12 protein-coding genes are annotated in these 12,815 nt (G+C 35.7%); 8 read left to right on the forward strand and 4 right to left on the reverse strand.

All coding sequences use genetic code 11. From position 1 onward, the window contains the following. Nucleotides 1-143 precede the first annotated feature (143 nt). Nucleotides 144-1,058 (reverse strand): AraC family transcriptional regulator, encoded by a 915-nt coding sequence (locus MWU78_RS09150; RefSeq protein ID WP_246997171.1) that lies wholly within the window; start codon nt 1,056-1,058, stop codon nt 144-146. A 201-nt stretch (nt 1,059-1,259) separates the two neighbouring features. Between MWU78_RS09150 and MWU78_RS09155 the strand changes: the two genes are divergently transcribed. The 6 genes from MWU78_RS09155 to MWU78_RS09180 all read left to right on the forward strand — a co-directional run bounded on the left by MWU78_RS09155 (nt 1,260) and on the right by MWU78_RS09180 (nt 7,678). After that, nucleotides 1,260-2,084, forward strand: a complete 825-nt coding sequence (locus MWU78_RS09155) for a DUF4440 domain-containing protein (RefSeq protein WP_246997172.1) — start codon at nt 1,260-1,262, stop codon at nt 2,082-2,084. Nucleotides 2,085-2,623: 539 nt separating this feature from the next. Further along, entirely contained in the window at nt 2,624-3,607 is a 984-nt protein-coding gene (locus MWU78_RS09160) for a nucleoside hydrolase (protein ID WP_246997175.1), read from the forward strand. Nucleotides 3,608-3,617: 10 nt separating this feature from the next. Further along, nucleotides 3,618-4,595: a phosphotransferase gene (locus tag MWU78_RS09165; RefSeq protein WP_246997176.1), complete on the forward strand. Its 978-nt coding sequence runs from the start codon at nt 3,618-3,620 to the stop codon at nt 4,593-4,595. A 255-nt stretch (nt 4,596-4,850) separates the two neighbouring features. Further along, entirely contained in the window at nt 4,851-5,948 is a 1,098-nt protein-coding gene (locus MWU78_RS09170; RefSeq protein ID WP_246997177.1) for a histidinol-phosphate transaminase, read from the forward strand. Nucleotides 5,949-5,986: 38 nt separating this feature from the next. After that, the gene (locus MWU78_RS09175) at nt 5,987-6,823 is read left to right on the forward strand and encodes a transporter substrate-binding domain-containing protein (protein ID WP_246997178.1); all 837 of its coding nucleotides are present in this window, start codon (nt 5,987-5,989) and stop codon (nt 6,821-6,823) included. A 255-nt stretch (nt 6,824-7,078) separates the two neighbouring features. Further along, entirely contained in the window at nt 7,079-7,678 is a 600-nt protein-coding gene (locus MWU78_RS09180; protein ID WP_246997179.1) for a DUF6642 family protein, read from the forward strand. Between the two features lie 285 nt (nt 7,679-7,963). Here MWU78_RS09180 and MWU78_RS09185 read toward each other — a convergent pair whose 3' ends face one another. The 3 genes from MWU78_RS09185 to MWU78_RS09195 all read right to left on the reverse strand — a co-directional run bounded on the left by MWU78_RS09185 (nt 7,964) and on the right by MWU78_RS09195 (nt 10,470). Further along, nucleotides 7,964-8,539: a DUF2807 domain-containing protein gene (locus MWU78_RS09185; RefSeq protein WP_246997180.1), complete on the reverse strand. Its 576-nt coding sequence runs from the start codon at nt 8,537-8,539 to the stop codon at nt 7,964-7,966. A 112-nt stretch (nt 8,540-8,651) separates the two neighbouring features. After that, the gene (locus tag MWU78_RS09190; RefSeq protein ID WP_246997181.1) at nt 8,652-9,404 is read right to left on the reverse strand and encodes a LytTR family DNA-binding domain-containing protein; all 753 of its coding nucleotides are present in this window, start codon (nt 9,402-9,404) and stop codon (nt 8,652-8,654) included. Next, nucleotides 9,385-10,470, reverse strand: coding sequence for a histidine kinase (locus MWU78_RS09195; protein ID WP_246997182.1), 1,086 nt, complete (start codon nt 10,468-10,470; stop codon nt 9,385-9,387). Before MWU78_RS09195 ends, MWU78_RS09190 begins: the two co-directional genes overlap by 20 nt. A gap of 752 nt (nt 10,471-11,222) precedes the next feature. On the opposite strand from MWU78_RS09195, the gene MWU78_RS09200 reads away from it, so the two are divergent. Next, a complete protein-coding gene (locus MWU78_RS09200; RefSeq protein WP_246997183.1) occupies nt 11,223-11,807 on the forward strand; it encodes an MbcA/ParS/Xre antitoxin family protein in 585 nt (194 codons plus the stop codon). Then, a complete protein-coding gene (locus MWU78_RS09205) occupies nt 11,807-12,268 on the forward strand; it encodes an RES family NAD+ phosphorylase (RefSeq protein WP_246997184.1) in 462 nt (153 codons plus the stop codon). The genes MWU78_RS09200 and MWU78_RS09205 overlap by 1 nt, the downstream gene beginning before the upstream one ends. Nucleotides 12,269-12,815 lie beyond the last annotated feature (547 nt).

The raw sequence follows: 12,815 nt of genomic DNA on the forward strand, positions 1-12,815 counted from the left end.
TGCAAGGTTGGAGCTTTTATTTTATATGGTCATTCTTAAAAACATCTCCCAAGGAGATCTACAAATTTGATTAAAAAACAGATTATAAAGCTATTTGTAAATGGTTTCACGCAGGGGAGTGGGTAGATTTATTTAAACCAAGATCAATTTATGGATGACCTAAAATCCTTAGGGGAGTGCCCAACCTTTTGCTTGAACAAACGGCTAAAATGTTGAGGATATTTAAACCCCAATTCATAGGCAATTTCACTTACAGATTTACTCGGATCAAAAACTTTTTCCTTGGCAATATCAATGAGTTTGCCCTGAATATATTCTTGGGCCGATTTTCCCGTTTCTTTTTTTACAAGATCTCCAAAGTAGTTTGCAGATAGATGTAATTGTTGTGCGAAATAACCTACCGAAGGTAATCCGTAAGTTTTGGGTTTTTCCGATGAAAAATAATCCACCAGCAGTGTGTCAAATTTTTGCAAAGCACCCTGATTTACCACTTCGCGGGTCAGGAACTGTCTGTCATAAAACCTTAGGCAATAATCCAAAAACAGTTCTATATTGGCAACAATCAACTTTTTGCTATGTTTGTCCAAATTTTGTTCCAGTTCAAACTGGATTTTGTCCAGCAAACTCAAAATAACTTTTCGTTCTTTGGAAGAAAGGTGTAAAGCTTCATGGCTGGAATAAGCGAAGAAGTTGTACTCATGTATCTTTTTGGCCATGTCGGTACCCAATAGCAAGTCTGGGTGAAAAAGCAGGGCATAGCCCTTGGGAACAAAATTAGGGTCATAACCGCCCAATTCAATCGTTTGGTATGGGGCCATGAAAACTAGGGTTCCTTCGTCATAGTCATAGGATTTACCACCGTATTTAATCTTACACCCCACGGTATCTTTTAAAAAGATGGCATAGCAACCAAAGTGAAAGGCATCATAATAGGTATTGGGGTATCCATTTTCATTCACTTTGTCAAAATCTACAATACCTACCAACGGATGCAATACTTCGCAATTGCGTAACTTAAAATAATCCGCTACCGCCTTAATTTCTAAAATATTCTTCACTACCAATGGATTTATTATAAAGTTAACCAATTGATATCAAGGAAATCATAACCTAAGGTAAAATCTGTAATAATGGTATGAACATCCGTAACTTAGGTACAATGTTCTGACTTTCTTAAATTAATTTTGATTCCACGGAAATCCATGCTTGAGAAAAAAGCATTGAATTAAATAATTTAAGAACACTTAAAAATAATAACTATGAAAATTATAAAAAGGATCAATTTGATTTTGGCATTAGTGGCAATCTGCTATTTAAATGCCCAAGAATCTGTTTTTCCGAAAGGAAAACTAGCACCAAACGTGCACCACAAAGGAGATGTTTGGCTTAGTCATGTTACGGAAGCTGATGGGACCTTTGATTATCATGTGGCACAGGCAGTTTCTGCACCGGGCGCATTTTTAAATTGGCATGTGCATCCGGACGGACAACAATTGTTGATTACCAACGGTACTGGTTATTATCAAGAAAAAGGAAAAGAGGTGCAGGTAATTCAGACGGGTGATGTAGTAAAATGTCTCCCTAAGGTGGAGCATTGGCATGGCGCAACTCCCAATAGTCCTGTTACCTATTTGGCCATAAGTGGAAAAACACCTACCGTATGGACGAACGAGTTAACACAAGCTGAATATGATGCCATAAAAGCGCCAATTCCTGTAAATGAGGAGCTGTTAGAACTGTCAAAAGATAAATGGCAATGGATGGCCGATAAGGACACGGAAAAACTGGGTCGGCTTTTTCATAAAGATGCCCAGTATGTGCATATGGGAGGTTCATGGGGAACGGAACGGGAATTGGACCTTATTAAGAGCGGTGGCATATGGTACAGGAAGGCTACGGTACACACAGCTTCGGTAGATGTAATGGATGATACCGCCGTTTTGCTCAACACCATTACACTATTGGCCGAAGTAGGCGGAAACGAGGTGAGCAATCCCTTTATAGTAACCGAAGTGTACAAGAAGATGGGAGGAGACTGGAAACTGCTAAACCTGTCTTTTGTAAAGCAATTGGTTAGGGAATAAAACCATTGATGAAATAAATAATTTTGCAATGAAAAATTACATAAGCCTAGTGTTTCTTGAAAAAAAATATTTAATGGTAAATTCTACAATGTTAACGAAATCGAGAAATTTTGATATATTCTTTAACTCCTTTAAAAACATTCTCTAAACAACGAATGAACACCTGTGCGCACTGAATGCACCTGTTCGCCTTTGTCAATTTGGTGGGCTTTTAAACCGGCTGGCGGTAGGAGGGGAGTAACACCGAACTTTTTTAAATTCGCAAGAATTCCTTTACTTTAATATAATTAAATAGGATGATATTCTTAATTGGGCCTCCTAAAATTTAAGTCGTAACAGAGTGGAGCAAAAAGAATAAGTCCAGAGGACTTATTTAGTGAACGAGCCTGTACTGCACTTAGGCAATTAATCATTCAAGGAGTATCTATTATTTAGCGCAGAAGCTATACTAATAAAAATATATGTTCTCAATATTACATTGGTAATGTTCTATCCCTTTGTACGACCAAACGCAGGATCAACATTTATAGAAAGATTGAATGCAGCAGCAAAACAATAAACTCAGGACATTTAAAACCCTAAATTATCATAAAGCTATTCACATCCCTTTGCTTCAATTTGTAATTTTAGTATTCCTTTTCGCACATGTAACCGTAGAAGCACAGGTAAAGGATACGCGTTTACCTATTATTATTGATGCCGATACGGCAAATGAGGTAGATGATCTTTATGCCATAGTACGGGCAATTGCGGAGCCCAAATTCAATATTCTAGGCGTTACTTCGGCCCAGTTTCATACCTCACCATTGGCAACGGATAGTAGTGTTTATGAAAGCCAAAGAATTAATGAAAGAATACTTCAGTTAATAGGGCGGAAGGCCATTCCGCTTCCTTTGGGGAGTAATGTACCCCTAAAGAATAATACTGAACCGGCCAGTTCCCATGCTTCGAATTTTATAGTTGAAATGGCGCATAAAATGCCTGTCGGTCGAAAATTGAACGTAGTTGTTTTAGGGCCCTGTACCAATATTGCCAGTGCAATTTTGGAGGATCCGGCCATTATTCCAAAATTGAAAGTACACTATCTCGGTTTTTGGCATAATGTGGAAACCAATATGTATGACAAAAAGGAATTCAATTCAGGAAACGACCCTAAAGCGGTAGAGATTCTTTTAAATACCGAAGGTCTTGATCTTACTATAATGACAGCAACTACCAGCCAGCACCTTGTATTTACAAAAGCAGAAGTAGATGCCAATTTAAAGAATAGGGCAGGCGTTTCCGATTATCTCATAAACCGATGGGAAACCTATGAACGCTGGTGGACCAAGGAAGATCCGGAGAAGAAAAGTTGGATTATGTGGGATGTCGCTATCATAGAAGCACTCGCACATCCCGAATTATCAAAAACCGAAACTTTTTTAACTCCTCCAGAGAATACGCAACGCCTAATAAACATCCATACGGAAATAGAGGTAGAAAATATGAAAACAGATTTCTGGCAAAGTTTAAAAAAAATATAAAAAATACAGTATGTACCTAGACGCTACTACTTCAATTTCGGATGTTGGGAATTGTTTAAACAATATTGGTTTTTTTGATCCAAAACACGAACAAATTCTCTCCGTTGAAAAGCCAGGTGAGGGCAACATGAACGTTGTCCTTAGAATCCGTACCAATAGGCGTTCCTTTATCGTAAAGCAATCGCGGCCATTTGTTCAAAAATATCCGCAGATAAATGCGCCCATTGAGCGTATTGATGTAGAGTATCAATTTTACAAAGCAGTTACAAATAAGGTAATTGAACCACATATTCCTGAAATTCTAACCTATAATGCAGATAATCATTTATTAATACTGGAAGACTTAGGAGATTGTAAGGATATGTCTTACCTGTACAATGAAAGAAATATTAAAACTTCCCAACTTCATCGGCTTTTGGATATTGCATCGCAAATCCATAAATCCAAACCTTTGGAGTTTCCTAAAAATATGGAGTTGCGCTTACTTAATCACCAGCACATATTTGTACTACCTTTTCTTAAGGAAAGTGATTTCTCCCTGAATGCCATTCAGGACGGACTTCATGAACTCGTTCTTAGGTATAGAACAGATGAAACATTAAAAAAGGAGATATCAAAGGTGGGACAACAGTACCTGTCCCAGGGCAATGTTCTTTTGCACGGCGATTATTATCCCGGGAGTTGGATGACAAAAGGAGACCACATCTATATAATTGATCCCGAATTCAGCTTTATGGGATTTGCCGAATTCGACATTGGGGTATTGGCGGCACATAGTATTATGATTACGATGGATACGGCTTGTCTTCACACTATAAAAAAAGGGTATCCTGGTAGGCTTAACGAACAATTACTGGCCCAAGTGGCCGGCATAGAGATGATGCGCCGATTGATAGGTTTGGCCCAACTGCCTTTAAAAAGATCTCTTCAAGAAAAAAAGTTACTCTTGGAGATGGCCAAGGGTTTGATTTTGAATAACGGTAATTAAAAATTGGCCATCTTCATTGATTTTTTTTCTTTCCAAAAACTTCTTTCAAAAAGTAATAGAGCACTTATTGACTGGCCAACGGCAGGAGGGAAGGCAATGTCTGTGGAAGTATCTTGTAATTTCATGAATTAATCCAATAGCTATTCGCAATAAATAGGTGTCATATTTCCATAATAGGCAAAAATTAAACTAAAGCATTTTACTGTTCTACCAAAATAAAAATAATACGTAACTTATTTTCAAAATTGTTTGGTAATGAATAGAAGAAATTGGATATCAAAGGCAACACTCGGTTCAACGGGAGTGGTAATACTTCCACATTTAGGAATAGCTATGCCAAAGACCAACCTTGGTGATACCTATCTTAGATTAGCTTCCAATGAAAATCCATATGGGTGCTCGGAACAAGTAAAAAAGTCTTTTTCAACTTCTGCCGCAGGTATTAATAGATATGCTTTTCCATCAATACCTGAACTAAAAATAGCCCTGGCAAAACGTTTTCAACTTACAGCGGAAAACATTTTATTGGGAGCTGGCTCCTCCGGCCTCTTGGAAGCTGTCGCCCAGTTTATGCTACAAAGGGATGGTGATGTAACCACCGCCACACCTACCTTTGATATTTTGCCTTCCATGTTGGAAAAGTTTGGCAGAAAAACACACTATATTCTCTTAAAACATGATCATACCCTTGATTTAGATGCTATGTTGGCCAAAACCAAAGAGCATCCGGGTTTGGTATATATTGTTAATCCCAATAATCCTATTGGTACGGTCGTAGCTTCTCAAGAGCTTAGGCAGTTTATTACGGAGGCCACTAAATATTCCCATGTCTTAATTGATGAGGCCTATCTTGAATTTTGCGATAACCCAGAATCAATGATAGATATGGTTATAAACCCAAGGGTCATGGTTATTAAAACATTCTCCAAAGTATATGGTTTGGCGGGCCTACGTATTGGGTATGGTTTTGCACATAAAGAGTGGGCCAATGAGTTGGAAAAATTTATGATTTTCGCTGGTCTCCCTATATCCTCTCCAGCCTTTTCTGTAGCTACGGTTGCCCTTGATGATCAAAATTTTGTAGATTTTGTGGTACAAAAAAACACAGAATCCAAAGCCATTGTAGTGGAGACTTTGCGCAAATTGGAAATTGACTACATTCCGTCGCAGACTAGTTTTATTCTTTTTGATATTTCAAAATATCCAACGGAGTTTATGATGGATATGAAAAATAAGGGAATATTGATCGGGACCCGTGACTATTTGGGCAAGCAGTGGTGTAGAGTGAGTATGGGAACGGTGGAGGAAATTAAAGAATTTACAAAAGCTCTTACGGAACTTTGGAAGGCATAAAAATTATCGTGTTCAGGCACGTTTTTTAAAATTAGTCCATGTTAAAAATTAACTTCCGAATTAAAAATAGAATTTTTTTATTTGTATTAATTCTACTTACGGCCTGTAACCCTAAATTTCCCATTACCAACAAGTATTCCAATTCGGTTGCAGCTAATGTATCACCAATATTAAATACTATACTGGTTAGGGATACCATTAATATTGGTACTACAGGTGATTTTATGCCATTTTCCTATAAAACAGACTCTAGTAACAACTATTTGGGAATAGATATAGCAATGGCCAAAGATTTAGCCAGGCACCTTGGTGTAAACCTTAAATTTATAGAAACCAAGTGGCCTACATTAATGACAGATTTAATGGAGGGAAAGTTTGATGTTGGTATGAGTGGCATCACCATTACCAACGCTAGAGAAAAACAAGCATTATTTAGCATTCCGCTGTATTCTAGCGGGAAGGTTGCTATAACTAGGGATGAAAATGTTTCTTTATACACTAGTATAGAAAGCATTAACAGAAAAGAGGTTAAGGTTATTTTTAATCCTGGCGGTACCAATGAATCTTTCGCCAGAGAAAATTTTCCAAATGCCACACTGATATTGAATGAAGACAACATAACCATTTTTCAAAAACTGATAGACAAAGAAGCAGATGTAATGGTTACGGATGCTATAGAAACTAGAATACAAGAACAAATACATAAAGAACTAGAAGCTGTTAAATTTAACAAGCCCTTTAATTCTTTTGACTTTGGCTATCTTATCCAAAAAGACTCCGTTTTTAAAAGGGTTATTGATGAATGGCTTTTAGTAAAAAAACAAGATAGTATAGTGGAAAAACTATTACAACAGGAAATAACCAAATTGGAGTAATTTTTTGGCACTAGTATGGACCCGGGATTTTTATTATATTGGCTATTGTTGTGGATTTATGCTATTTATGGGTGAGATGAAGAATATTTATATATCGCCTATTGGATAGAAGAACCTAATGTTCTGGCTACCTTTTAACTGACCAACGGCGGGAGGGATGTAAATGTGTGTGGAATGGTATTTTATATACAAACGCTGAAAAACTAGAAGAGTTGCATTAATTTTGTATTATATATTTTACATAAAATTAGAGACTTGTTAGAGAAAAGACAACAATTACCCCAAAAACAATTTATAGATGCAGATTATTTCATTTATTGTTTGGAAGGGGTTCATGAAATAGAAATGGACAAGGTTACCGAAGCCCAAGAAAACTTGGAACAATTGGCCATGAAATATGGAATAGCAAGTATATATAAAACATGCGACACTATTGAAGGACTGGAAGATAGCTTAAATGCACTGATCTTGGATGATCATAATTTTAAAGACTATGAAATAATCTACTTGGTTATGACTGGTGAAGCAAATAGTATTTGTTTAAATGACTACTATTATAGTTTACAGGAAATTGCAGAAATTTTTGAAGGAAGGTTAAAAGGAAAGATTTTACATTTTTCAAATGCAAAAATTCTAGATTTAGACGAAGAGGAAGCTCAATATTTTTTGGATATCACTGGCGCAAAAGGTGTTTCTGGCTATGGTAATGAGTTTAATGGAATAAGCAGCTCAAATCTTGATATAGCATTCTTTAACTTATTTAAAGAAGATGATAATATGTTGGATGTTGTAGAAGAGTTGCACCAAAGACATTACAATGTCTGCAAATTGCTCGATTTTAGAATGTATTATTAAAGCCAGAAGATTGCTAAGAAAATCGACCTTTAACTAGTACTTTTCATTGAATACGATTTGTTTTCGAAACATAATGTCTATCGCCTGCATGAAAGAACTCATCCGGGTAGGTTATGACATTTTCTTTTTTATGATTTTGTAGAATGTGTTCTGATTCAAGGAGCACACTTTAAGAAGAAATAAATGAACCATGATAAATAAAGAACCCAGTCTAAAATATAGACTGGGTTTCTAATGCCCAATTTCTTTGGATAAGAAAAAATGAAATCAGTTCTATTGTGGGTTCTACTTATTGATAAAAGCAATACCTTTTGAAACTTTTATACCGCTTTTAGTTTTCAAAGTAAAGGCATTAATCATTCCAATACCAGTAATTTTTAAGTTAGAAGTATCTGCATCACCAGAAATATGCATATTTGATATCCCATTTAAGTCAACGCTAAGATTGTTAACAGAAACCTCTAAATTTCCATTTAAAATACCATTTCCACTTATCACTAAATCTTTTTGACTTATTGCATTATCCGAGATGAGTTTTATTTTTCCCGTCAGGGATAACTCTGAAATCCCTATATGATTCAAGTAAATAATGTATTTAGGGTTTTTGCAATTATCACAATCTTTTTTATTATAAATATATAGCTCGCCATTGCGAACTTCTGTAATTAAATCTGCTATATCAGAGGCGTTTTTTGCCATAATCTCCATCGAATGGGAGGAGTTTCTTTCTAAATGAAGCTCCACACTACCAACAAGATTTACCTTATCAAATCTTTCTAAATTTCGGGTTTCCTTTTCATTTATTGTGCTACAGCTATTAAATAAAATTCCGAATAATGTAATAAATATTATTTTTTTCATGATTTACTATTGTTTGAATTAATATGGGTGCAATATCAGTCTAAACCTTTCTTATGAACAGTCATTTTTGCCAGACTATCGTAATGGGTGTTTGAACTGTAATCTAATCTCGCTACATATTCATCCATTTCTTGAAATCACTTGTTTTTGGTCTACTGACGATAAACTCCTGGTCACGTGGATTTGAAATGGAAAGTTTGACTCGATGATTGAAATACGGGACCATTTTCTGAATGGAAGATTTAGCTACAATCTGTCCACGATTAATTCTATAGAATGTGTTCTGATCCAATGAACCCAATAATTCATCCATTGTTTCTTCGATAATAAAGCGCCTATTTGAGGTCACGCCAAAAGTGATGCTATCCTCAGAATAACAATACAGCAGTTCTGAAACCTTGATTTGCACAAACCCATTTCCCTCTTTGACTAACAAGCCCTCTCTTTTAGGGGGTGCCTGCATACTGCCAAGTAGTTGCTTTAATATGTAAGGGTGTATAGCAGCTGGTTTATTAGACTTCAAGAATTTGTCCAAGGCGGTATTCAAAGCATCTTTTTGAATGGGTTTTAACAGGTAATCTACACTATTCACTTTAAATGCTTGGATAGCATATTGATCAAAAGCCGTTGTAAATATAATCGGGGCTTCTACCTCTATTTTTTGAAAAACCTCAAAACTTAATCCATCGGCCAATTGAATGTCCATAAATACCAAATCAGGGGTGTTGTTTTTTTGAAACCATAGCACGGCATCTTCAACGGTATCGATTATATCCAATAATTTATAATAGAAACTACACTCTTTTAGCATGCGTTCTAATTGGCTTGCCGCCCGTGTTTCATCTTCAATTATTAATATTTCCATAGCTGTTTTTGTGTTCTGATGTTTTCAATAAGGGAAGAGAAACAGAAAAGTGATTTCCATTATTTACAATTTCAACTGATTTTCCGGTAATCAATGCGTACCGCTTTTCAATATTTTTAAGCCCAACTTTAGTTGATGGCAGTTGCGTCGATTTTATTTGGATTCTATTGTCCACAGTAACACAATTATCCTCGATATTTATATTTATTTCTAGTGGTTTCGCTCTAGAAATCACATTGTGCTTAATCGCATTTTCCAATAAAAGTTGTAGGCTCATCGGCACAATCATAGCATCTAGCGAAGCTTTCGGAATATTCCAATTCAATTTCAAATTGTCTCCGAACCGCTCCGATTGTATGTGTATATATGCTTTAGAAAATTTTAATTCATCTCGAAGCGTAATCAAATTGGCGTTGCCCGCTTCTAGAAGAAAGCGATACATATCCGATAGTTTGTCTACAAATTCCTTTGCATCTTCTATGGAGTTTTGATCGATGATATCACGTAACGTATTAAGGGTATTAAAGAAAAAGTGTGGTTGGGCCTGATTTCGGAGGGCGTCTAATTGAGCTTGAATGATGGCCTGCTTCGACTGTTCTTCTTCTCTAATCGATTTTTTGAGACGTACATAAAAATAGATGGCTTCGTAGATGGCCATAGTCATAATACTGATAAAAATTATGGTTAATAAAGCTTTGGCCCTTTCTTGGAAGTTATAAGTGACATTTAATGAAAAATATGAGAAAAATTTGGTTCCAATAAAATCAACCGAAACTACTGTGAAAACAACGGCTAATAGCAAAAATAAAATGCGCTGAACACTATCCTTTAAGTAAGGATATTTCATACGCAAAAAAATCATGAAAGCCCTGTTAATAATCCAATCTGTTATAGAAAAAATCAAAACAACAACAATGGTTATGATTGCCTCAACAAAAGAAAGGCTAAAAATTGATGCATTAAAAAGGTAAATTGAAGCAATCCCTAAAATCAAAATACCTAGAACCGAAAACCAAAAGTCGTCAAAGCCTATATATTTTATGCGTTTCTCTTTATTTACTAGCATAGTAATTCGATAAAAGTTTAACTAAAGACATAACTTGTATAATCTTAGAAAAGATAAGCCATTGTGATTGGTTTCTAAATTAAGGCACAAAACATTAAATTATAGGTCAAATATTAAATCTTTGATTGATTTATAAAATGACTTTTGGTTGAATCATCGTTAAGAATGGTTGAATTGTAAAATTTGTGTCTAGATTTTCTATTCTGTAAAACACTATTTTTAAATGACGAAAGGGATGGGAGAGAAGAGGTAGATTTCTTTAAAGGAGCGAACTGGCGTGTTGGCCTTTTATCTACAAGTATTCTTGAAATGGTAGAAAATAGACTAGGGGGCTAGTTAATAGTTAGAATGGATCCTAAAATATAGCGAATGAGCGCCACTGCGCCAGCTGGCTCCTTCGCTAAAAATGTACTTTGGGTACATTTTCATTACGCTCAGTCCTGTTCCAAAATTATCTACGTGACAAAAGAAATTAGCCAGTGGCTGACTGATTGCTTTTGGTGGCGGGTTGAAGCGGCTGCCTTCATAATGCCAACGCTGCGTCTCGCTCCAAGCTAAAAATGTACTTTGGGTACATTTTCATAACGCTCGGCCGTGTTTCTTTTTTTATCAAGAAAAAAAGAAAAGAACTTCGAAAAATACAATTTAATAGAAACGTGGTTAGGTGCCAGTTTTGACTGTTATTTAAAAATAAAAGTCAAAATGAAACGTTATACGCTTCAAAATGACTATATTTAATAAAAACAAGTATAATGGCAACTACAAAAAAAAATGTTTCTTCTGGAAAATCAGTTGGGAGAAAGGAATCTACTTCAAGGCCAGGAAAAAACCAAGTTAAAGTAAAATCAAATCAAAATTGGAGGATTAATTTAAGTTCTGACACGCAGCACACTAAGGTCTTTGGGTCATGGTTGACCAAAATTATTCCAGACCTTGATAAAGATAGAGGACGCATTGACGACGATGACACAATGATGAAAATAGTTCGAATTGCAAGAAAAGGAATTGCCCAAAAGCAATATGCAGTATTAAAAAAAGAATTGCAATTTTCAAAAGAAGATTGGATGCATATTCTTGATTCTTCTGAAAGCACACTTAGACGTCTTGATAAGAAGGATTTTTTGGACAAAAGACATAGTGAGAAACTTGCAGACATTGCTATGCTAGGAGATTATGGTGAAGAAGTTTTTGGGTCAAGTGAAATCTTTTTAGATTGGTTAGATACGGAGAGTCCAGCTTTAGATGATATCAGACCGAAAGAACTTCTAGATACTTCACAAGGAATAAGTATAGTTAAAATGGAGCTTGGGCGAATCGATCATGGCATTAATTTGTAATGAAGTTATATAGATTTTCAAATATAAAATATGCGCAATTAATTGATGGAAATGGCGCTTCAATAAATTCTGGAAGATGGAATAGTTTAAATGTTCCGATGATTTATGCAAGTTCCACCGCATCTTTAGCATTTTTAGAACTCCTTAGAAGATTCAAACCTAGGCATATCCCCATTAATTTCTGTTTGATAGAATATGCTTTGGATGATAAGGTAAGTATTCTTGAAATTACCGCTAAAGAGCTTCCAGTCAATTGGGACAGTCCAATTCATAATGATAAAACACAATTAATTGGTGACAAGTTTATTAGGGATAATAAACACCTCTTATTAAAGGTGCCTTCCGTATTGTTGCCTAGTGAATACCATTATAACATTAATCCTTTACATCCAGATATAAAAAAACTTTCGATAAATGAAATTGTAAAAACACCAATAAACCTTAAACTATTTGCCAAGTAACGAATGTCATATATTAAAGGCAATCTATTTGATATAATGTTAGAAACGCCTAGAGTAACTGTTGAAATATAGACAAGAGAGGTAGCAAGTGCTCAGAAATTTTGTTTTCTAAAACGTACGCGAGAAAATGGAATTACCCTGTGGGTGATTAATTTTTTCGGCGGGTTGATGCTGTTGGCCTTGTAGGCGAAAAATCAATAACAATTTTACTACGTGGCGCAAATTAGCTTTGACATACGCAGTCTATTACTAACATCCGGTGGATGTTGATAATAGCTTGCGAGATGATGCGGGGGCTTATGATGCTAACGCCCCATATCTGCAATTATATCAAATAGCGCTGAAAACGCGCTATCCGCTAATTTGCTATAAATGTTCTATAATGTTCTGCGCCTGCCTGCCGAAGCTTTTTGCATAGGCATGGTTATGACACTTTGCTTGGGTAAAGCAAAGTATTTGGCACTTTACTTTCTTTAAATTTTTCTTCTAAATTGTTTCCTACCCCAGGGTAATGGAACACTTATTAACTGACCGACGGTAGGAGGGA

It is taken from the genome of Arenibacter sp. F26102, from assembly GCF_023015865.1.
In the GTDB taxonomy this organism is placed as follows: domain Bacteria; phylum Bacteroidota; class Bacteroidia; order Flavobacteriales; family Flavobacteriaceae; genus Arenibacter.